This is a genomic window from Rhodoferax sp. OV413 (assembly GCF_900104385.1).
GTDB lineage: Bacteria > Pseudomonadota > Gammaproteobacteria > Burkholderiales > Burkholderiaceae_C > Rhodoferax_B.
Window position 1 is genome coordinate 134,921 of record NZ_FNJA01000008.1, and the last position, 22,379, is coordinate 157,299.

General features: G+C 64.8%; 17 protein-coding genes. 6 read left to right on the forward strand and 11 right to left on the reverse strand.

The window, feature by feature from the left end:
• Nucleotides 1–311: 311 nt before the first annotated feature.
• Entirely contained in the window at nt 312–1,493 is a 1,182-nt protein-coding gene (locus BLT66_RS22910) for an AI-2E family transporter (protein WP_092761594.1), read from the forward strand.
• 107 nt (nt 1,494–1,600) lie between these two features.
• On the opposite strand, the gene BLT66_RS22915 is transcribed toward BLT66_RS22910, so the two are convergent.
• Nucleotides 1,601–4,120: an ABC transporter permease gene (locus BLT66_RS22915; protein ID WP_255407051.1), complete on the reverse strand. Its 2,520-nt coding sequence runs from the start codon at nt 4,118–4,120 to the stop codon at nt 1,601–1,603.
• 106 nt (nt 4,121–4,226) lie between these two features.
• On the opposite strand from BLT66_RS22915, the gene BLT66_RS22920 reads away from it, so the two are divergent.
• On the forward strand, nt 4,227–5,168 hold the full coding sequence (locus tag BLT66_RS22920) for an SMP-30/gluconolactonase/LRE family protein (protein WP_092761596.1): 942 nt from the start codon (nt 4,227–4,229) through the stop codon (nt 5,166–5,168).
• 189 nt (nt 5,169–5,357) lie between these two features.
• A complete protein-coding gene (locus tag BLT66_RS22925; protein ID WP_092761598.1) occupies nt 5,358–6,155 on the forward strand; it encodes a hypothetical protein in 798 nt (265 codons plus the stop codon).
• Nucleotides 6,156–6,265: 110 nt separating this feature from the next.
• On the opposite strand, the gene BLT66_RS22930 is transcribed toward BLT66_RS22925, so the two are convergent.
• The 9 genes from BLT66_RS22930 to BLT66_RS22970 all read right to left on the reverse strand — a co-directional run bounded on the left by BLT66_RS22930 (nt 6,266) and on the right by BLT66_RS22970 (nt 18,207).
• Nucleotides 6,266–8,212: an amidohydrolase gene (locus BLT66_RS22930; protein WP_218922649.1), complete on the reverse strand. Its 1,947-nt coding sequence runs from the start codon at nt 8,210–8,212 to the stop codon at nt 6,266–6,268.
• A 137-nt stretch (nt 8,213–8,349) separates the two neighbouring features.
• Nucleotides 8,350–9,405 (reverse strand): helix-turn-helix transcriptional regulator, encoded by a 1,056-nt coding sequence (locus BLT66_RS22935; protein WP_092761600.1) that lies wholly within the window; start codon nt 9,403–9,405, stop codon nt 8,350–8,352.
• Between the two features lie 102 nt (nt 9,406–9,507).
• Complete coding sequence (gene fdhD / locus BLT66_RS22940; RefSeq protein WP_176955146.1) at nt 9,508–10,296, reverse strand: formate dehydrogenase accessory sulfurtransferase FdhD; 789 nt, start codon at nt 10,294–10,296, stop codon at nt 9,508–9,510.
• Complete coding sequence (locus tag BLT66_RS22945; RefSeq protein ID WP_369821629.1) at nt 10,289–10,549, reverse strand: hypothetical protein; 261 nt, start codon at nt 10,547–10,549, stop codon at nt 10,289–10,291. Before BLT66_RS22945 ends, fdhD begins: the two co-directional genes overlap by 8 nt.
• Entirely contained in the window at nt 10,546–12,879 is a 2,334-nt protein-coding gene (locus BLT66_RS22950; RefSeq protein WP_092761604.1) for an FdhF/YdeP family oxidoreductase, read from the reverse strand. Before BLT66_RS22950 ends, BLT66_RS22945 begins: the two co-directional genes overlap by 4 nt.
• A 61-nt stretch (nt 12,880–12,940) precedes the next feature.
• Nucleotides 12,941–14,482 (reverse strand): Cache 3/Cache 2 fusion domain-containing protein, encoded by a 1,542-nt coding sequence (locus BLT66_RS22955; protein ID WP_092761606.1) that lies wholly within the window; start codon nt 14,480–14,482, stop codon nt 12,941–12,943.
• A 92-nt stretch (nt 14,483–14,574) separates the two neighbouring features.
• Nucleotides 14,575–16,206, reverse strand: coding sequence for an OFA family MFS transporter (locus BLT66_RS22960; RefSeq protein ID WP_092761608.1), 1,632 nt, complete (start codon nt 16,204–16,206; stop codon nt 14,575–14,577).
• Between the two features lie 146 nt (nt 16,207–16,352).
• Nucleotides 16,353–17,444 (reverse strand): iron-sulfur cluster carrier protein ApbC, encoded by a 1,092-nt coding sequence (gene apbC, locus BLT66_RS22965; protein WP_092761610.1) that lies wholly within the window; start codon nt 17,442–17,444, stop codon nt 16,353–16,355.
• 70 nt (nt 17,445–17,514) lie between these two features.
• The gene (locus tag BLT66_RS22970) at nt 17,515–18,207 is read right to left on the reverse strand and encodes a Bax inhibitor-1/YccA family protein (protein WP_092761612.1); all 693 of its coding nucleotides are present in this window, start codon (nt 18,205–18,207) and stop codon (nt 17,515–17,517) included.
• Nucleotides 18,208–18,303: 96 nt separating this feature from the next.
• Between BLT66_RS22970 and BLT66_RS22975 the strand changes: the two genes are divergently transcribed.
• Entirely contained in the window at nt 18,304–19,188 is an 885-nt protein-coding gene (locus tag BLT66_RS22975; protein WP_092761614.1) for a LysR family transcriptional regulator, read from the forward strand.
• Here the strand turns inward: BLT66_RS22975 and BLT66_RS26875 are convergent, their stop codons facing one another.
• Nucleotides 19,189–19,488 (reverse strand): DUF2917 domain-containing protein, encoded by a 300-nt coding sequence (locus BLT66_RS26875; RefSeq protein WP_176955147.1) that lies wholly within the window; start codon nt 19,486–19,488, stop codon nt 19,189–19,191.
• A 124-nt stretch (nt 19,489–19,612) separates the two neighbouring features.
• Between BLT66_RS26875 and BLT66_RS22985 the strand changes: the two genes are divergently transcribed.
• Both BLT66_RS22985 and BLT66_RS22990 read left to right on the forward strand, forming a co-directional pair.
• Entirely contained in the window at nt 19,613–21,079 is a 1,467-nt protein-coding gene (locus BLT66_RS22985; protein ID WP_092761618.1) for an aminotransferase-like domain-containing protein, read from the forward strand.
• A 44-nt stretch (nt 21,080–21,123) separates the two neighbouring features.
• Entirely contained in the window at nt 21,124–22,368 is a 1,245-nt protein-coding gene (locus BLT66_RS22990; RefSeq protein ID WP_092761620.1) for a patatin-like phospholipase family protein, read from the forward strand.
• Nucleotides 22,369–22,379: the final 11 nt, after the last annotated feature.

Genomic DNA, 22,379 nt, shown 5'->3' on the forward strand with positions numbered 1-22,379 from the left:
GCCAGCCGCCACGGCCGATAAAAGCCCGCCTCTGAAAACCAGGGCGGGCTTTTTACTTTCAAGCCGAACCAGGCTGTAACGCTGTAGGGGGTTATCCCAGCAGCTATGAAAGCGATAGTCCTGAAGCTGCTTCAGACGGCCCAGGCTATCCAGCGGCCGCGCCACCAGGGTTATTTGTGTGCACCACCCTCTGATCCCAGCGGCCGGAGTGCCTTACTATGCCGCGGACATGGCGATTGCCGGCCCTCTGATCAGCCGGGGCGCCGGGTAGCGGCGCGACAACGAGACATCCATAACCCAAGGAATCGGCGATGACGGAATCCACCACGGTGCAGACAGGCCCAAGCACCCACGAACTGGAAAAATCGGCCGAATCCGGCCAGGCGCGTCGGGTGGTGCTGCACATGCCGGTGGATGTACGCAGCGTGTCCCTGGGGCTGCTGGCCGTGCTGGCCAGCATCTACACCCTGCGCTGGGCCGGTGCGGTGTTCATTCCGGTCATGGTGGGCATTCTTTCCAGCTATGCCTTGTCACCCGTGGTGGACTGGTTCCACGCGCGCAGGGTGCCACGGGCATTGAGCGCCGCCGTGCTGCTGATGGGCATCCTGGGCGGAGTGGGTGCCACGGCCTACTCGCTCAGTGACGACGCCAGCAAGCTGGTCGAACAGCTCCCCGCCGCCACCCAGAAGCTGCGCAGCGCGCTGCGCGTACTGCCCGGATCGCCGCGCAACACGCTGACCACGGTGCAGCAGGCGGCCTCGCAACTCGAGCAGGCCGCGGAAGAAACGGGCCGCTCCGTTCCCGCAGGCCCGGGCGTGCAACGGGTGCAGATCGTCAAGCCGCGGTTCGACATCCGCGACCATTTGTGGAACGGCAGCTTGGGCATTGTGGGCATGCTGGGCCAGATCGGCACGGTGGCGCTGATCACCTTCTTCCTGATGGCTTCAGGCGACAGCTTTCGGCGCAAAGTCGTGAAGTTGGCGGGCCCGACACTCAGCCGCAAAAAGATCACCTTGCAGGCGCTGAACCAGATCAACGACCAGATCCAACGCTACATGCTGGTGCAGCTGTTCACCAGCGCTTTGGTGGGCGTGGCAACCTGGTTGTGCTTTGTGGCGCTGGGCCTGGAGCATGCAGCGGTATGGGGGATTGCCGCCGGGGTGCTGAACCTGGTGCCCTACATTGGCAGCGTGGTGATTGCGGCGGGGTCTGCGCTGGTCGCCTTTCTGCAGTTCGGCTCGCTGGAAATGGTGCTGCTGGTGAGCGGCAGCTCCTTGCTCATCCACGCGGTCGCAGGATTTTTGTTGACGCCCTGGCTCACCAGCCGCGCCAACCAGATGAACCCCGTGGCCGTCTTCGTCAGCATGCTGGCCTGGGGCTGGCTCTGGGGTTTGTGGGGCCTGCTGTTGGGCGTGCCCATCATGGTTGCCATCAAGTCGGTGTGCGACCGCATCGACGACCTGAAACCGGTGGGGGAATTCCTGGGAACCTAGGTGCTGTCTGCCGCACACCAGCAGGCACAAAATAAATATAAAAAGTGCTTCTAGCGCATATTGGGTATGCGCTAGAAGCTATCAATAACGCAGCAACTTCACGGCAACTAGGCCGCAGCCCGGCGGAGCGTATCCACCACCGGTCTACGCAGCACATCGCGCAGGCCCCACCAGCCCGCCGCCAGCGCCAGCACCGCGCCGGCCAGGGCGCCCAGCACGGGCACCCACAGCGAGCCGTTCCAAGCGAACTCGAACACATAGCGGGTCAGCGCCCAGCCCACGGCCATGGCGACGATGCTGGCCAAAAAACCGGCCAGTAGGCCCACGCCGGCCAGCTCGGCGCGCTGCACCTGGCGCAGCAGGCTGCCGGGCGCGCCCAGGGCCCGCATGATGGCGAACTCGCGGGCCCGCTCTTCGCGGGTGGCGGTGATGGCGGCAAACAGCACTACCAGGCCGGCCGCCAGGGTGAAGCCGAACAAGAACTCGACCGCGCGGATCACCTGGTCCAGCACCCGCTGGATCTGGCCCAGGGTGATGCCCAGGTCCACCGCCGTGATGTTGGGAAACTGGCGCACCAGCTGGTTGTCAAAGCCCTTGGTGGCCGGCGCCTTGAACGCGCCCAGGTAGGTCACCGGCACATCGCCCATCTGGCTTACGGGATAGATGACGAAGAAATTGGCCCGCATCGAACCCCAGTCCACCTTGCGCAGCGAGGTGATCTTGGCCTCGCTCTGCTGGCCGCCGATGTCGAAGCGCAGGGTATCGCCCATGTGCAGGTTCAGGGTCTTGGCGATACCTTCCTCGACGCTGATCGCGCCCTTCTCTTCGGCCGTCCAGGTGCCGGCGACCAGCGGGTTGTGGCCCGGCCGCTCGGCGCTGTTGGACAGGTTGAACTCGCGGTCCAGCAGGCGCTTGGCGCGGTCGTCCGTGTAGTTCTCGGGCAGGGTGGGCTGGCCGTTGATGGCCACCAGGCGGCCGCGGAACATCGGGTACCAGTCGTAGTTCTTGACCCCGGCGTCGGCCAGGTTCTTCTGGAAATCGGCGGCCTGGTCGGGCATGACGTTGATGACAAAGCGGTTCGGCGCGTCCGGCGGCGTGGCCTGACGCCAGCTGTGGATCAGGTCGGTGCGCAGCAGCACCAGCAGGATCAAGGCCAGCAGGCCCACGGCCAATGCGCTGACCTGCACTACCGCGTACGCAGGCCGGGCCGACATCTGGCGCGTGGCCAGCACCAGCCAGCGCGGCGCGGTGGCCTCGTTGACGCTGCGGCGCAGCAGCTTCACCGCCACCCAGCCCAGGCCGGCAAACACCAGCACCGCGCCGGCAAAGCCGCCCACCGCAATCAGGCCCAGAGTGATGTCGCTGCTGGCCGCCAGCAGCAGTGCGGCAAAGCCCAGTACGCCCAGGCCCAGCACGCCGATGGAGGTGGGCTTGAGCCCGCCCACATCGCGGCGGATCACCCGCAGCGGCGGCACCGAGGCTAGCTGCAGCACCGGCGGCAGGCCGAAGGCGAACAGCAAAGTCATACCCATGCCCATGCCCAAGGCTGCCGGCCACCAGGTGGCGGCGGGCAGGCTGGAATCCACCAGGCCGGCCAGCAGCAGCACGAACAGGTAGTGCACGCCAAAGCCTATGGCCAGGCCCAGTGCGCTGGCGAAGATGCCGACCAGCGCGAACTCAAACGCGTAGCTCAGCGCAATCGTGCGCTGGCTCTGGCCCAGCACGCGCAGCATCGCGCAGTCGTCCAGATGGTTGGCCGCAAAGCCGCGCGCGGCCAGGGCCACGGCAACCGCGCTGAGCAGCGCCGACAGCAGCGCCACCAGGTTCAGGAACTTATTGGCGCGGTCCAAGGTTTGGCGCATCTCGGGGCGGCCGCTTTCCAGCGACTCGATGCGCACGCCGCGGCTGTCGGGCTTTTTGACCTCGGCATCGGCCCACTGCACATAGCGCTGCACCGCCAGGTCGGCCCCGGCCACGGCGAAACGGTAGGTCACGCGGCTGGCCGGCTGGATCAGCCCGGTGGCGGCCATATCGCTTTGGTTCACCATCGCGCGGGGCGAGAAATTCATGAAGCCGCCGCCGCGGTCGGGCTCGACGGCAATCGTCTTGCTGATGCGCAGGCGGCTGTCGCCCAGCAGCAGGCTGTCGCCCAGCTTCAGCTCCAGCGCCTCCAGCAGCGACGGGTCCACCCAGACCTCGCCGGGCGCGGGGATGTCGCGCGTGGCTTTGCCGGGCGCATCGGCGCTGTCCGACACCTGCAGATTGCCGCGCAGCGGGTAGCCGGGCACCACGGCCTTCAGCGCCACCAGTTTACTGGCGCCGCCCTGCGCATCCTCGGCCCGGCCCATGGTGGCCAGGGTTAGGGTGGTGACGGTCTGCAGGCCCTGGGCCTGGGCTTGCGCCAGAAAAGCCGGCGGCGTGGGGTTGTCGCTGGACACCACGGCGTCGCCACCCAACAGCTGGCGCGCATCGCGCTGCAGCCCGCCTTGCAGGCGGTCGGCAAAGAAGCCGACGGCGCTCAGCGCGGCCACCGCCAGGGTCACCGCGACCATCAGCAGGCGCAGCTCGCCCGAGCGCACATCGCGCCACAGCGTGCGCCAACCTAAGGCGATAAAAGGGGATTTCAATGCAAGCTCCTGGACAGTGCGCAAGCGGCGATTATTCCCCTAGGCCGCTACCCCACGCCAACCAAAGGACATGCATACTGCGCGCTTCGAATAAAAAGAGACTTCCATGTGGCAAGCCTGTGAACGTTACCCCGACCCGGCCATCACCGCGCTGGACCCGCGTTTCAACAAATACTGTCTGCACGCCGCCGCCGTGGAGCGCCTGGCCACCGGCATGCGCTGGGCCGAGGGGCCGGTGTGGTTTGGCGATGGCCGCTACCTGCTGTGGAGCGACATCCCGAACAACCGCACCATGAAGTGGGAGGAGCAAACCGGCGCAGTCAGCGTGTTCCGCCAGCCGTCCAACTTTGCCAACGGCCATACCCGCGACCGGCAAGGTCGCCTGGTGGGCTGCGAGCACGGCGGGCGCCGCGTGGCGCGCACCGAATACGACGGCAGCATTACCGTGCTGGTCGACCAATACAAGGGCAAGCCGCTGAATTCACCGAACGACGTGGTGGTCAAGTCGGACGGCACGGTCTGGTTCAGCGATCCGCCGTTCGGCATCCTCGGCCATTACGAAGGCCACCAGGCGACGCCCGAGCAGCCCACCTGCGTCTACCGCTTCGACCCGGCCAGCGGCGAGTGCACGGTGGTGACGGATGCGGTGAACCGGCCCAACGGCCTGTGCTTCTCGCCCGACGAACGCCTGCTGTATGTGGTCGAGTCCGGCACCCTGCCCCGGCGCATCCGGGTGTTCGAAGTAGATGGCAGCCATCTGCGCAACGACCAGGTGTTCCACACCTGTGCCGACGGCGTGCACCCCGACGGCTTTCGCTGCGATGTGGACGGCAACCTGTGGGCCGGCTGGGGCGGCGGCCCGGACCACCCCGAGCTGGACGGCGTGAGGGTGTTCGCCCCTGACGCCACACCCATAGGCCATATCGCCCTGCCCGAGCGCTGCGCCAACCTGTGCTTCGGCGGCCCGGCGCGGAACCGTTTGTTCATGGCGGCCAGCCAGTCGGTGTACGCGCTGTATGTGGATACCCAGGGCGTGGCCGGCGGGTAATTTATAGAAAACATGCCTGTAGCGCATGTAATACCTGCGCCAGCAGCTACTTTTTTAATAGCAAGCAGACACCAGCAGCCAGTTGACTTTCATCCGGGTCAACAGTGAAATGCGCTGCCGGCCCGGTTTGCCTGGTCACGCGCCGGCAGCGCAATGCTCAACCGCCAGGTGCTACTAGGAGATACCTCGATGGCCGCAACAGCCCCCACGCAGACGATCCAACCCAGCCTTGCATCCCTGTTCGACAACCGCAGCCAGTCCGACCTGGCGCTGATCGGCAGCGCCTACCTGGCGGGGCTGAAAACCGGGCTGGAGCAGGCCGCCAGCCGCACCGGCGATGACCGCAGCGAGCCGACCTCGCCCACCTGCATCCACAAGATTCCGCTTTTGCCGGTGGCCATAGACGGTAAACGCGCCGCGGTGGAATCGGTGAAAGATTTCGACGGCAAACCGCTGATCTACCTGCTGGACGAAGCCGCCCGCGACGGCGAGCTGCTGCGGGTGTTTTCGCAGGCCAGCAAAGCCCTGCGCCACCTGGAGGACAACCCCACCAGCCCCAAGTCGGCGAAGAAATCCAAAGCGCCGCCGGTGACGCTGGACACGTCATCGTCACCGCAGCAAATCGCCAATGCCATCGGCGGCTCGGTGTTCCTGTGGGAGAACAGCAACTTCTCGGGCTGGCTGTGGCGCTTTGGCGCCGGTACCACCAGCAGCTCCGGCGGGCGCCAGGCGGGCAACGGCAATATCAACGACTTTCGCACCGCGGTGTTTTTGCAGAACATCAACGACAAGGTGTCGTCGGTGTCGAACCAGAGCGAGGTCTGGGCCAATCTGCGGCCGCAGCGCTCGTTTGTGGTGCTGCACCAGCACATCAACTTCGCCGGCGCCCAGCTGTGGGTGCCCGAGCGGCAGGGCTTTAGCGACCTGCGCCAGTTCGGCTGGAACGACGTGGCCTCGTCGCTGTCGTACACGCTGACGCCGAACTGAAACCGTTCAGGCCGGCGCCAGCGTAATTTATAAGAATCAGGCCCCTAGCGCAGGTACTGCTTGCGCCAGCAGCTATTGATTACATAGCAACATCAATCTGACTCCAGTCCTCAGTGGTTATGCCCGTCGCCATGCGGGCTGCCCTTGACCACGGCGTGGCCGGTGGAACCGCGCGGACTCAGCACGTCACTGACGCTGAGCTTGCGGGCGCTGGCCTCCAGGGCGCTGCTGAAGCCATCCAGCGCCAGCACGATCCTCCCGCCCACCATGGTGAGCAAGACCTTGTTGCGGCCCAGCTCTTCTTCGGGAACGGTCAGAAAGTTCTTATCCAGCACGATCAGGTCGGCCAGTTTGCCGGCCTCCAGCGAGCCCACCGCCTTGTCCAGCCGCAGCTGGTAGGCCGCATCCAGGGTGATGGCGCGCAGCACCTCGGTGCGTGTCAGGCCCGGGTCGTTGTTGATCTTGCCCTGGTAGATCGGCGAGCTGCTGGCGGGGCTGTTGGGGTTAGTGGGATCGCCCGAGCGCGTCACGCCGACCTTCAGCGCCAGAAAGGTGTCAAACGGGTCGATCGGCCAGTCGCTGCCGTGCACCACGCGCGCGCCGGCATTGCGCAGGCTGCCAGAGGGCTCCATGCGCGCAAAGCGGTCCGGGCCCAGGTGGTTCTCGGTTTCACCGATCGAATAGTTCGCGCGTTGCGCCCACTGGAAGGACATGGTGGCCATCACATCCAGCGCGGCGAAGCGCGGGTAGTCGGCTACCGCCACGGTCTCGTCGTGCGCAATCGCCGGGCGGAAGTCGGCGTTGGCGCGCAGGCTGCGCAGGTTTTGCACGGCATCCAGGGTCTGGCGCACGGCGCGCTCGCCGGTGGCGTGCACATGTACATCCATGCCCGCATCGTTGGCGGCCAGCAGCAGCGGCTTGAGCACTTCCGGCGGGTAGTAGACCGAGCCCAGGTTCGTTCCGGGCTGCCAGTTGGGAGCGGCATCGGTGCCGGTGTTGGTGTAGTACGGCGTGAGCATGGCGCCCGTGTCACCCGGCGCATTCACCACCCCGTCCATGAAGATCTTCACGATGCGCGACTGCACGCCCGGCGCTGCCACCGGCGTGTCCTGGTCGACACTGCTGGCCAAGGCGCGTGCGGTGGCGATGGTGTTGGTCGCGCTGGCGGCGGCATCGCCGGGCTGCACGGTGATGGCCAGGTTGGCACGCGCTGTCAGCTCGCCCAGCTGGTGCAGCGACTTGAAGGTCTTGGCCTGCGCCTCGCCCGACGCAGCATCCATGAACGCGGTAATGCCCTGGGCCCGCAGGGCCGCCAGTGCGGCACGCCCTTGCTTGAGCAGGTCGGCATCGGAATCCGCGGGAATCGCGGCTTTGAGCTGCCAGCCCCCGTTGTCTTCACAAATGCCCGTGGGCGTGCCGTCTGCGCCGCGCAGAAAGCTGCCGCCACTCGGGTCGGGCGTGGCGGCGGTAATGCCGGCCAAAGCCAAGGCGCGGGAATTGGCCAGCACGGTGTGGAAATCGCTGGAGGTCACCGCAATCGGGCGCTGGGTGTTCAAGCCGTCCAGCAGGGCTTTGGTGGGGTCGCCGCTGAGGGCCGAGGTGGACTGCCGGTCCCAGTTGACGGCCTCCAGCCAGCCGCCCGGCTCCTTGTCGGTAGAGGCATCCAGGCAGGCTTGCAGCTTGCCGAGCAGCTGGGCATGCGACAGCGGCGCATAGGCCAGATCGCATTGCAGCAAGGCACGCCCGCCGGCCAGCGCATGCAGATGGGCGTCGATGAAGCCGGGCATCAGCATGCGCCCGCCCAGGTCCACCACCTTGGTTTTGCTGCCGATCAAGGCGCCGGTGCCGGCGTCGCTGCCGACATAGACGATTTTTCCGTCGCGCACCGCGATGGCTTGCTGGATGGAATTGCTTGCATCCATGGTCACGACCTGCCCGTTGCGTAGCACGGTGTCGGCCGGCCCGTCGTCGGAGCCGTTGCAGCCGCCCACCATCGCCACCACGGCGGCCGCCAGCACAAGCAGCAGCACGCCTCCTGAATTCCTGATTCCAGCCATTTGTCTTCTCCTGTGGGAGCTGTCCCTTATGTTTTTAGAAACGGCACCGGAGTCGAGGTCACAGTGCCAAATGGACTGTAGGCAGGCAAAGGCTGGCGCGGCCCTCTGCAGATGCGGAGGGTGCGGCTTGAAAAGATTTAGGCGCCGAGGGCGTTGCCCAGTTCGATCTTGTTGCGCACGCCCAGTTGCAGGTAGGCGTTGCGCAAGTAGGTGCGCACGGTGGCCGGGCTCAGGTCCAGCAAGCGGGCAATTTCCTTGTAGGAATGGCCACGTGAATACAGCATGGCCACGGTGCGCTCTCGGGGAGGCAACCCGGCGGGCCGGTGCCCCCGGTCCAGAGACAGAATGGTCAATTGCCCACAGGCTTGCAGCGTCAGCCCGCGCGCGCCCAAGGCCAGGCTGCACGGCAGCTGGCGCTGGGCCTCTGCCAATGCACGCGGCAGCCGCGACCCGGACCAGTCGGGGTATTGCTTGTGGATGGCAGCCCCCAGACTCTCCCCCAGGTACAACAGATCACCGCAGCCATCGGCCAGACCAAACCCGTTTGCCGTCAGCGCAGCGCGCGCGCCCAGCAAGTCTTGCACCCGGGTACGCCAGTGCAGCAACAGGTGGGCGCAGAACTCCGCAAACAATGCGCTGTCCATATCGCTGAATGCCGGTGATGTTTCGCTTCGGTACAAGGACACGAAGAACAAGGTGCCGCTGCCCGGTAGCTCGCAGGTCAAGGCCATGGCATGGAAGAGATCATGCCGCCGGGAAAATTCCGTGATCTCGGGCACGGGGTCTTCATGGCCGCTCACGCGTACCACGGTGCCACAGCTGCGCATGGAGCTGCTGGCGAACACATCTTTGACCGACAGATCGTTCCACTCCTGCGCGAAGCCGGCTTGCAGGTTGATGCGCCCATGCAGCCAGTTGCGCGGGGGTACGCCGCCCTGGCCCTCCGAACACTCGCCCCACCAGGCAGAGCGAAACGGCACGACCGATCGCAGCAGCTGCAATGCGTCGTGCAGCAAACACTCGGGGCTGGCATTCCGCGCGGCGCCGGCCATAGCCAGCAAAGCGCCGCTGAATGACTGCAAGGTTTCCAAACTGAACGCGACCGGCCCCTGCACTCCCAAAGTGGCCGAAGCATACGCAGCACTCTGCGCCAGCGGCAGCCCCGGACGGATAGGGTCAAAAACGGATTTCATGGAACAGGCTCTATTGCGGTCCGCGGACTCGATGCCGACTTTACATGAGCCAAGCAGCTTCGCCGGGCTATGGCGCTGAAGCAGCGGTCACAGGCCAAAGGCCTAGGTGTAGCGCACCGCGCGCGGATCGCGGCACAGGCCCCAGAGCTGCAGCCCTGCCGTATTGGCAATGCGGATGGCCAGTGCCGTGGGGGCGGAAATCGTTGCCAGCGCCGCCACGTTCAGCCGCGCGCATTTGCGTACCAGCTCGTAGCTGGCGCGGCTGGACATCACCACGAAACCCGGCTCGCCCAGGCGCCCGGCCTGCGCCAGCTGGCCCAGCAGCTTGTCCAGCGCGTTGTGCCGGCCCACGTCTTCCAGCACGTCGGTCAGCACGCCTTCAGGTGTAGCCCAGCCGGCGGCATGCAGCGAGCCACAGGCAGCGTTCAAGACCTGCAGCGGCGGCATGGCCTGCAGCGCCTGCAGCACGGTCGTGGCCTGCAGCTGGGCGGCCCAGGCTTGCGGCGGCATGGGCGTGGGCTCCAGGTCCAGTGCGCTCAGGCTGTCGATGCCGCAGACACCGCAGCCGGTGCGGCCGGCCAGGCTGCGGCGGCGCTCCTTCAGACGCTGGAAGCAGCGCGAGGACACGTCGAGCTGCACTTCACAGGCATCGCCGCTGGATTGCACTTCGATGCCATAGCAGTCGGCCACGCTGTCCAGAATGCCCTCGCTCAGCGCAAAACCCAGGGCAAAGGCTTCCAGGTCTTGCGGCGTGGCCATCATCACCGCGTGCGAGATGCCGTTGAACACCAGGGCCACCGGCACCTCGGCGGCGATCTGGTCGGTTTCAGCGATGTCGGCGGGAAAGCGCCGAACCGTGTGCGGCAGCAGCGGTGGCGGCAGCTCAGCCATGGGCCTGCTCCGCGCAAAAGCGCCGGCCGGCATCGGTCAGGCTGACGGTCCAGCGTTCGTCTTGCAAGACCACCTGGACCCAGCCCGGGCCGGGCTGGCCGCCCAGGCTAGCGTCGCCCATCAGGGTCAGGGCGCGCATCAGCACGCTCACACCCAGGCCCAGGCGCTTGCCCAGGCGCGGCAGCGACATGGGCTCGGTCTCTTGCTGCAGTACCTCCAGAATCGCCTGGTTCAGCGCGGAGTCCACGCTCACACCACGGCTTGGCTGGCACCAGCCCGGTGGGCCGCCACGGTCTGGGGCTTTTTGTGCGGCAGCATCAGCACCGGTATGCATTTGGAGGTGGGCGTGCCCGCATTGGCAGCCACCGACGACAGCGGCACCAGCGGATTGGTCTCGGGGTAGTAGGCCGCCACGCAGCCACGCGGGATGTTGTAGGCCACCAGCTTGAAGCCGTCGGCACGGCGCTCCTCGCCGTCGTCCCAGACGGTGTGGAAGTCGATCCAGTCACCGTCCTTCATGCCCAGGTCGCGGATGTCGTCCGCATGCGCAAACACCACGCGGCGCTGGCCGTAGACACCGCGGTAGCGATCGTCGGCACCGTAGATGGTGGTGTTGTACTGGTCGTGCGAGCGGGTGGTCATCAGCGCGAAAACGATGGCGTCGCCCTTGCGTTCGCGGGCCCGCTGCAGCGGGGTGCCGGTGGGCACCTGGTGGGTTTTGAACACGGCCTTCTTGCTCGCGGTGTTCCACACGCGCTCGCTGGCGGTGTTGCGCAGGCGGAAGCCGCCAGGCACTTTGACGCGCTGGTTGAAGTCCTTGAAGTCGGGGAACACGGCCTCGATCTTGTCGCGGATGCGGCTGTAGTCTTCCAGCAGCCAAAGCCAAGGCGTCTGGCTGCGGCCCGCCAAGGTCGCGGCGGCCAGGCGGGCCACGATGGCCGGCTCGGACAGCAATTGCTCAGAAGCCGGCGGGTTGATGCCCACCGACATGTGGACCATGCTCATCGAGTCTTCCACCGTCACGCCCTGCACGCCACCAGCCTGCATGTCGATCTCGGTGCGGCCCAGGCAAGGCAGGATCAGCGCGGCCTTGCCGTGCACGATGTGGCTGCGATTCAGCTTGGTGGTGACGTGGACCGTCAGGTCGCAATTGCGCAGCGCCTTCCAGGTCTGCACGGTGTCGGGGGTGGCGGCGGCGAAATTGCCGCCGAGTGCAAAAAACACCTTGCCGCGCCCATCGAGCATGGCCTGGATGGATTCGACGGTGTCGAAGCCATGCGCCTGCGGTGGCGTGAAGCCGAAGACTTTCTCCAGGTTCTGCAGCAGCGCCACGGGCGGCTTTTCCCAGATGCCCATGGTGCGGTCGCCCTGCACATTGCTGTGGCCACGCACCGGGCAGGGGCCGGCGCCGGGCCGACCGATGTTGCCACGCATCAGCAACAGGTTGGTGATCATCTGGATGGTGGCCACCGAGTTCTGGTGCTGGGTGATGCCCATGCCCCAGCAGGCGATCACGCTCTTGGCTTGGCGGTAGACCTCGGCGGCCGCGCGGATGTGCTCGGCGCTGAGGCCGCACTCGGACTCCAGCAGCGCCCAGGACTCGGTGCGCAGGTCGGCCAGCATGGCGTCGAAGCCTATGGTGTGCTCGGCGATGAAGGCATGGTCAAGCACGTCTTCACCCGCATCCTGCAGCTCGACCAGGTGCTTCATCATGCCTTTGACGAACGCAAAATCGCCGCCGATGCGCAGCTGGAAATAGTGGGTGCTGATGGGCGTATCGCCCATGGTGGCCATCTGCAGTTTGTCCTGCGGGTCGGCAAAGCGCTCGAGGCCGCGCTCGCGCAGCGGGTTGATACTGACGATGCGGGCGCCGCGCTTGGCTGCCTGGCGCAACTCGCCCAGCATGCGCGGGTGGTTGGTGCCGGGGTTCTGGCCGAAGATGAAGATGGCTTCGGCCTGCTCAAAGTCGTCCAAAGTCACCGTGCCCTTGCCTATGCCCACGCTTTCGCGCATGCCGCTGCCGCTGGGCTCGTGGCACATGTTAGAGCAATCGGGGAAGTTATTGGTGCCGTATTCGCGCACGAACAGCTGGTACAGAAAGGCGGCTTCGTTGCTGGCCCGGCCCGAGGTGTAGAAGATGGCCTGGTTCGGGTCGGGCAAGGCGTTCAGCTGCTGGGCGATCAGCGCAAACGCGTCGTCCCAGGCGATGGGGTGGTATTTGTCATCGGCCGCCTGGTAGACCATGGGCTCGGTCAGCCGGCCCTGGTCTTCCAGGTAAAAGTCGCTTTGGGTGGCCAGATCGGCGACGGTGTGCTGGGCGAAGAACTCAGCGGTCACGCGGCGCGAGGTGGCTTCTGCAGCGACGGCCTTGGCGCCGTTTTCACAGAACTCGAAGGTGGACGCGTGGTTGCGGTCGGGCCAGGCGCAGCCCGGGCAATCGAAGCCATCGGGCTGGTTAGCCGACAGCAGGGTCTTGGCGCCTTTGAGCGCGGTGTCTTGCTGCATCAAGGCCTTACCTACGCTCTTCAACGCGCCCCAACCGCCGGCGGGGCCGGTATAAAACTCAATTTTTTGTTGGCTCATGGGAGTTCCTTGGTTCCTTCACGCTCTGTAACGCCTTATACGGCGTGGCGTGCTACCCCGCTCAGACAGGGGTTTTAAAGCTGTTTACAGCGGCACCCAGCAGCGCGGCCTGCTCACGCATTTTCATGGCGGCAGCGGCCGACTCTTCTACCAATGCGGCGTTTTGTTGCGTCATTTCGTCAATCTCGCCCACGCTGCGGTTCACATCGGCAATTCCGACCCGCTGCTCGTTGCTGGCCAGCGCAATCTCGTCGATATAGCCGACCACCTGCTGGATGGAGCTGGTGATGTCGGTCATAGATTGCTGGGCCCGAGCCACCAGTTCACCGCCCGCATTGGCGGTGTCCACCGACGCGGCGATCAGGATGCGGATTTCTTTGGCCGCCGTGGCCGATCGTTGCGCCAGGCTGCGCACTTCGGAGGCGACCACCGCAAAACCACGGCCCTGCTCACCGGCACGGGCGGCTTCCACCGCGGCGTTCAAAGCCAGGATATTGGTTTGGAAGGCGATACCGTCGATCAGGCCCACGATGTCGTTGATGCGGTGCGCACTGGTCTTGATCTGGCCCATGGTGTCCACCACCTGGCCCACGATACCGCCGCTGGTGTGCGCGAGTTTGGCCACCGAACCCACCAGGCCATTCACCTGGTTGGCTTTGTCGGCGTTCTGGCTGACCGTGGATGTCAGCTGCTCCATGGCGGACGCCGCGGAGTTGAGTTCGCCGGCCTGCTTTTCGGTGCGCATGGCCAGGTCGTTGTTGCCATCGGCGATTTCACCGCTCCCATTGGCCATCTGCACTGCAGCCTGGCGCACATTGCCCACTAGACCGGTCAAGCCAATGCTGATGCCGTTGATGGCCAGTAGCAATTTACCCACGTCATCGCGGTCCTTCACGTCCACCTGGTTCGTCAAATCGCCGCTGGCCAGGCGCAAGGCAGCTTCGCGGCCCTGGTTCATGGGCAGCGTGACATGGTTGTGGACCAGGAAATAGGTCAGTCCCCAGATCAGCAGGACGGAGAAAACGGTAAAGCCCAGCTGCCGTGGGTCGGTCAAACTACCCATGGCAGCATGGAAGGCCAGGGCCACTGCGGCATAGGTCAATGCCAAGGTCCAGGCCATGCGCGGCGCCACATGCACGGGCGCCATCTCGCTGACATCCAGACCTACATACAAAATGCCCACCACCTGGCCGGTGGCATCGCGCACCGGGTCATAGCGGGTCATGCACTGCTTGCCAAAAATCGTTGCGTAGCCCACATAGGACTGGCCGGTCAAGGCGCTGCGGTAGGCGGGCTGGGAGCGGTCCAGGGGCGTGCCCACGGCACGCTCGCCGTCTTGCTTGCGTACCGAGGTGGTGATGCGGATGAAGTCGTCTCCGACACGCGCAAAAATCGTGGCCCGCATCCCAGTCTGCTGGGTGAAGCCATCGGGAATGGAGAAGTCCAGATTCAGCACCCGGTTGCCGCAGCGCAGCACCGGGGTGTTCTTACCTTGAATGTCCACCTGCTGCGACAGGTCCAGCACGAAGCGCTCGGGCAGGATCGCGGCAAATGTTTTGGCGGCAGACTCGATTCGCTGCTTCAAGGTTTTGAATATTTGCATCGCATAAAGCCCTGGAATCTTTTATAGGTAAAAAGCCTACCAGACACTGGTTGCTACAACACAGTGGCTGGCAGGCTTTGAACAGCGTGGGGTCAGTTAAAGAACTTGGCTACGCTGAGCAAAGTGCGGTAAATCCCCCAGGCCAGCGGCAGGCCGACAGCCACCCAGGCCAAACCGACCAGCACCGGGCTGACCGCATGGTCATCCACCACGCCGCTGGAACCGACTTCGGAAGCCGCAGCTTTTTCATGGGCCAAGCGCTTTTCATGGGCCAGTTCGTCAGGGGTCATGAAATGCTTGTCGGCCAAGGGGCGCACCATCAGATTGCACAGCAGCCCGATCACCAGCATGCCCACCAGGATGTACATGGTCTGGTTGTAGACCTGCTCGCGCGGAATGCCCAGGCCCAGTTGGTATTCGCGCATGTAGTTCACGATCACCGGGCCCAGAATGCCGGCGGTAGCCCAGGCGGTCAGCAGCCGGCCATGGATGGCGCCGACCATTTGCGTACCGAACAGGTCGGCCAGATAGGCCGGCACGGTGGCAAAACCACCGCCGTACATACTCAAAATCACGCAGAACGCACCGACGAACAGCACGATGTTGCCAGCTGCCGCGCTGCCTGGCACGCTGAAATACATCACGCCACCCAGCACAAAGAACACCACATAGGTCAGCTTGCGGCCCAGCTTGTCGGACAGGCTGGCCCAGAAGAAACGGCCACCGATATTGAACAGGCTCAGCAGCGCGGTAAAGCCCGCAGCCACCGAGGCAATCGCGGCCAGCTGGGTCTTGTCGAGCTCACCAAACTTCTGCGCGACGCCGATCAACGAACCACCGAAAACTTCTTGCAGCATGGGCGACGCCATGCCGATCACGCCGATACCGGCACTCACGTTCATACACAGCACCATCCAGATCAGCCAGAACTGGGGAATGCCCCAGACCTTCTTCACATGCACATGGCGCTGCGTGATCATGGCGTTGTTGACCTGTGCGGGGGGTGGAGTCCAGCCCGCAGGCTTCCAACCGGTTTCAGGCACACGGTAGGTCAGGGCGCCGGCCATCATGAACACAAAATAGACCAGGGCCATGACCACAAAGGTCTGGGCCACGCCTACGTCGGTGGGGGTGGCAAAGTACTTCATCAGGTCGGCTGCCAGCGGCGAGCCGATCATGGCGCCGCCACCGAAGCCCATGATGGCCATGCCGGTGGCCATACCGCGGCGGTCCGGAAACCACTTGATCAAGGTCGACACCGGCGAGATGTAGCCCAGCCCCAGGCCGATGCCGCCAATGATGCCCGAGCCAACGATCATCAGCCAGAACTGGTGCATGTAGACGCCCAGCGCCGACAGCAGCATGCCGCCGCACCAGCACACTGCCGACACCACACCGGCCTTGCGCGGGCCAGCCCGCTCTAGCCAGCCGCCCCAGAGTGCGGCCGAAGAGCCCAGCAACACAAAGAACAGGGTATACATCCACCCCAGGGTGGATATCTTCCAGTCACAACTGGTGGTGAAAAGCTCAGCCCAGAAGCCCACATCGGGGCCGCATTTCACAGCTTCCTTGATGCCCAAGGCTTTGGAAAGCGGAAGCCAGAAAACCGAAAACCCATAGGCCATGCCAATGCACAGATGGATTGCGAGTGCGGCCGGGGGAACCAGCCAGCGGTTAAATCCAGGACCCGCAATAGTGCGTTCCTTGTCCAGAAATCCTGCCATTCATTACTCCTACGCGTTGGAAAACCCAAAATAAACAGTTGCAGTCTACACAATTGTTTACAAGTTTGCATTCTACGAAGGAGAACAGGAATTATTTAACCCACTTACATCCGGTGTTGCTTTGGTGCTTAGACACGCTTTAAAGGTCAGGTGGTCTTGGAAATCGTGATGGACGGAAACTTGGCCGAGAAGTCTTTGTTCTTGGCCGCAATCGCCACTGCCACCTGGCGCGCCACCGTCTTGTAAATGGCCGCAATATCGCCCTCCGGCTCGGCCACTACGGTCGGCTGGCCACCATCGGCCTGCACCCGGATCTGCATGTTCAAAGGCAGCGAACCCAGGTAAGCCATACCGAACTCGGCGGCCATCTTCTTACCGCCATCGGCGCCGAAGATATGTTCGGCATGGCCGCACTGGCTACACACATGCACGGCCATGTTTTCCACGATGCCCAGGATGGGCACGCCCACCTTTTCGAACATCTTGATGCCCTTGCGCGCATCTAGCAGCGCTATGTCTTGCGGCGTGGTAACAATGACCGCACCCGTCATGGGTACGCGCTGGCTCAGGGTGAGCTGGATGTCGCCGGTGCCGGGCGGCATGTCGACGACCAGATAGTCCAGATCCTTCCAGTTGGTCTGGCGCAGCAACTGCTCCAGCGCCTGGGTGGCCATGGGGCCGCGCCAGACCATGGCCTGGTCCTGGTCGACCAGAAAACCGATAGACATGACCTGCACGCCGTGGTTTTCCAGCGGCTCCATGGTCTTGCCGTCGGCACTTTCGGGCTTGCCCTGGATACCCATCATCATGGGCAGGCTGGGGCCGTAGATGTCCGCATCCAGCAGGCCTACACGCGCGCCTTCGGCCGCCAGGGCCAGGGCGATGTTGACGGCCGTGGTGCTCTTGCCCACGCCGCCTTTGCCCGATGCCACGGCCACAATATTCTTCACGCCCGGCAGCAATTGCACGCCGCGCTGTACCGCATGGGCCGCCACCTTGGTGCTGATGCCGACCTGCACGTTGGCCACGCCCGGCAAGCCTTGCACTGCAGCGGTCAGGGCCGCCTGCAAAGCTGGCTCCTGGCTCTTGGCGGGGTAACCCAGCTCCACGGAAAACGCAACATCGCCGTTGCGCACGCTCAGGTTGCGGATAGCTTTGGTGGATACAAAATCATGGCCGGTGTTGGGATCGATCACGCTTTTGAGAGCGTCCAGCACCTGCTGTTCGGAAAGGGACATGCATAACTCCTATGGGGCGCGTAGTCTATTCTCAAACCTACGCGCCCACCCCTGGTGGGGGCATGCGGAGTTAGTCGTCGCTGCCGCCGATCCCAAACAGGCTCAGCAGGCTGCTGAACAAATTAAAGATCGACAGGTACAGGCCCACCGTGGCCATCACGTAGTTGGTCTCGCCACCGTTCACGATGCGGCTGGTGTCCATCAGGATCAGGCCGGCCGACAACAAGGCCACCATGGCCGACACCGCCAGACTCAGCGCCGGGATCTCCAGAAACACCGCCGCCAGGCCGGCCAGAATAGCGATCACCATGCCGGCAAACAGAAAGCCGGACATGAAGCTGAAGTCACGCTTGGACGTCACCGCCCAGGCCGACAGCGCCAGAAAGGTTGCGCCGGTGGCCGCCAAGGCCATGGTGACGACCTGCGCGCCGCCAGGCATGGCCAGTGAACGGGCCACCACCGGGCCGAGCGCATAGCCCATGAAGCCGGTAAAGGCGAACACGGCGGGCAAGGCCCAGCCGCTGTTCTTCAGCTTGTGCACTGCGAACAGCAGGCCAAAGCTGCCGACCAGCATGACGATCAGGCCAGGCGCCGGCGCCTGGAACACGATGCCCAGGGTAGCGACTGCGGCGCTGAACAGCAGCGTCATGGCTAGCAACGCGTAGGTATTGCGCAGCACGCGATGGGCGGCGGTGGGCAGGGTTGACGGGGTTTGCACCCCAAGCGCGTTGTCCGACCGGACAGGGCGGGAAATATGTTCCATGGATAGCTCCAAAGTGAAAGATGGGCTTACCTTACGCGCGTATTGATTTCCAAAAAAGCAGATAATTAAGAAACAACACTTCGTAAAAAACTGCTTATGGACACGTCTTTTAGCTACCGGCACTTGCACTATTTCTGGGTGGTGGCCCGCGAAGGCGGCATGGCCCGCGCCGCCGACCGCCTGGGCATGGCAGTGCAAACCGTCAGCACCCAGGTGCGCGAACTGGAGCGCTCGTTGGGCGTCACCCTGCTCAAGCCTGTAGGCCGCGGCTTGGTGCTGACCGAGGCCGGTGTCGCCGCCATGCGCCAGGCCGACCTGATTTTCCAGCTGGGCGAAGAGCTGCCCGCCATGGTCCACGATGCCGTGAGCGCGCCCTCGGTGCGGCTGGCGGTGGGCATTTCCGAGGGGCTGCCCAAGCTGGTGGTGCGCCGCCTGCTGCAGCCGGTGATGCAAGAACCGCATCTGCGCCTGCTCTGCCATGAAGACGAGTTCGATGATCTGCTGGGCGATCTGGCGCTGCACCGCCTGGACGTGGTGCTGGCCGACCGCCCGGCCGCCGCCAACCCCAACCTCAAGGTCTATAGCCACGCGCTGGGCACCTCGCCTATGGCCTGGTATGCGCCGCCGGGTTTGGCCGAGGCCGCACAGCAGGACTTTCCGCGCTCGCTGGCCAAGGTGCCGGTGCTGCTGCCCACCACCCATGCCGCGGTGCGGCCGCGGCTCGACCACTGGTTTGAACGCCTGGGCATCAAACCGCATACCGTGGGCGAATTTGAAGACAGTGCCTTGCTGGTGACCTTCGGCTCCAGTGGCATGGGTGTGTTCGCCGCCGCCGAATGGGTGCACGACGAGCTGACCACACGCTTTGGCGTGCAGCGCATCGGTGCCTGCGAGGGGGTGGAAGAGCGCTTCTACGCGATTGGCACCGAGAAAAAGGTCCAGCACCCGCTGGTCCAGCGGCTGCTGCCCGGTAAGACGTAATCAGGCGCCGCCGACGGCCCCGGCCATGCCCAGCCCAGTCCTGGCGATCCGCATGCGCGGAGCCCGGCGTACCGCCGCAGGCTGCGCAATCTGAAAATCCACCGACGGCTCGGCGCTGAGCCGCACGCTGACCGCCTGCGGCGCGGTCCAGCTACCATGGGCCTGCAGCCACACGTCTTCGCTGCGACCGTCCTGCGTCAACCACAGGCAGCCGGTGCTGACGCGGACCACCGCACCGGCAGGCAAACGCAGAGCCACCACGTCCGGTGTGCGCAATTCGAAATGTTCAATTCTGACCATCGCCGTCTCCTGAAAACCCCCACCACGGCTTGCGGTGGAATGGCATTCACTGTAATCTTGCAACCTATACAGTACCAGTACAGTTAAGCGAATAGCTTCAGCCACTGGCCTGCTGAAGCCACCAATACAGTCCATACCCACCACCGCCATCCCGCCTACCGAACACAGTTCCACCCTGGGCGCGCAGACCACCCTGGTCGACCAACTGGTGCAGTGGGCCGAGCAGCGCATCCAGCAGCAGGTGTTTCGCCCCGGCATGCGCATGCCCTCGGTGCGCGAACTGGCACAAGAGCGCGGCGTGTCGCGCTTTACTGTGGTGGCCGCCTACGAGCGGCTGGTGGCGCGCGGGCACCTGCTGGCGCGGCGCGGCGCGGGTTTTTTTGTGCGCGAGGCTACGCCCCCGGCCGGCACGCGCGCCAAGTCGGCCCCGGCGCGCAGCAAACCGCAGCAAGCCATCAACATGGGCTGGATGGTGCGCAATATGACCAGCGGCATTCCGGCCCACCTGTCGCCAGGCTCGGGCTATCTGCCGCCCGACATGAGCGGCGGCGACCTGCTCAAAATGGGCCTGCGCACATTGGCCAACCACAGCACCAGCCTGCAACTGGCGCAGGGGGCATCCGCACAGGGCTACGCCCCGCTACGCACGCAAATCCAGCGCACGCTGGCCGAACGCGAGATCCAGGCCCATCCGGCGCAAATACTCACCACCACCGGCGCAGCCCAGGCCATCGACCTGATTTTTCGCATGCTGCTGCGCCCTGGCGATACCGTGCTGGTGGGTGAGCCGGGCTGGTGCAATCCGTTGCTGTGGCTGCAGGGGGTGGAGGTAGTAGGCGTGCCCTACACCCCGCAAGGGCTGGACGTGCAGGCCCTCACCGCGCTGGTCGAGAAGCACAAGCCCAAGCTGATGTTCCTCAACCCGGTGCTGCACAACCCCACCGGAACCCTGCTGAGTGCGGCCACGGCCTACCAGATTCTGCGGCTGGCCGAAGCCCACAACATCCTGGTCATCGAAGACGATATCTATTCCGACTTTCTGCCCCAGGGCATGGCCGTGACCCGGCTGGCCAGCCTGGACCAGCTGCGCCGGGTGGTGTACGTAAACAGCTACTCCAAAATGCTCGCGCCCAACATCCGCGTGGGCTATCTGGCCGGCCCGGCCGAGCTGATCGATACCCTGACCACGCACAAGCTGTTGACCGCCCTGACAACCCCCGAGATCAACGAACGCATCGTCTACAAGGCGCTGACTGAAGGCAGCTACCGCAAGCACTGCCAGCGGGTCCACGCGGCCCTGGACAGCCTGCGCGAGCCCGCCTTCAAGCGCATGCAAGACCTGGGACTGCAGGCTTTTTGCCAGCCGCAGGCCGGCTTTCTGGGCTGGTTCGACACCGGGGTGGACACCAACCATCTGGCCGCCCTGGGCCTGGACGCTGGCTACCTGCTGCGTCCGGGCGCGCTGTTCTCGCTGCGGCAAACACCTAGCACGTGGATGGGCATCAACATCGCCACCAGCCACGACCCCGGCATGCTCGCTTGGTTGGCCAAAACCCTGGAGCAGCTGCGCCAGCGTAGCGAAAAACCCTGAGAAATCTGCCGCCCCATTCCCGGCCCCGCCTTCCATAATCAGCTATGCCAAACACGCAATATGCACCGCACGCCGAGGCCCCCGCCCCCCTCCCCGCGACCGGCCTGCTGCTCACCGGCGGCGGCGCGCGCGCGGCCTACCAGGTAGGCGTGCTGGAAGCCATTTCCGATCTACGGCTGGCCAGCGGCGCCGGCCAGCAGGGCAACCCCTTCCCCATCATCACCGGCACCTCGGCCGGGGCCTTGAACGCCGCAGCACTGGCCTGCGGGGCCGACGACTTTGACACCGCGGTGCGGCGCATCGTCAACGTCTGGGAGAACATGGAAGCCGGCCAGGTCTACCGCACCGACCCGATCGGCGTGATGCGCAGCGGCGCGCGCTGGCTGACCCTGCTGTCGGTCGGCTGGATGCTGGCCAAATGGCGCAAGGTACAGCCGCGCTCGCTGCTGGACAACCGCCCGCTGCGCGAGTTGCTGGGCAGCATGGTGCCGCTGGAGCGCCTGCCCAGCCTGGTCCAGCAAGGCCATGTGCAGGCCCTGGCCGTCACCGCGTCCAGCTACAGCTCGGGCGAGCACATGACCTTCTTCGAAGGCATCGCCACGCTGCAGCCCTGGACCCGCTCGCAACGCCAAGGCCAGCGCAATCGGCTGACCTTGGACCACCTGCTGGCCTCGTCTGCCATCCCTTTCGTCTTTCCGGCCATGCCGCTACCTGTCAACGGCCACCAGGAATACTTTGGTGATGGCTCAATGCGGCAATCTGCGCCTGTGGCAGCAGCTATTCATTTAGGAGCAGAGAAGGTGCTGGTAATCGGCGCCGGCCGCATGCACGAACCCAAGGGCGAGGCGCCGACCCTGGCCAACGACAGCTACCCCTCGCTAGCCCAGATCGCCGGGCATGCGCTGTCGAACATCTTTCTGGACGCGCTGGCGGTGGATGTAGAGCGGGCCCGGCGCATCAACCAGACCCTGGGCCTGATCCCGGCCGAGCTGCGCCACAACAGCCAGCTGCGGCCCATCGAGCTGCTGCTGATCGCCCCGTCGCAGCGCATTGACGCGATTGCCGCGCGCCACGTGCACAACCTGCCGCCCACCATCCGCACCATGCTTGGCGGCATGGGCATGTCGTCGCGGGCCGACGACGCCAAGGGCGCGGCCCTGGCCAGCTACCTGCTGTTCGAGTCCGGCTTCACCCGCGAGCTGATGGCGCTGGGCTATGCCGACGCCCGGGCCCAGAGCGCCGAGGTGTGTCGATTCTTCGACTGGCCCGAGGCCTCGCTGCCCGTCTAAAATCGTGGGCT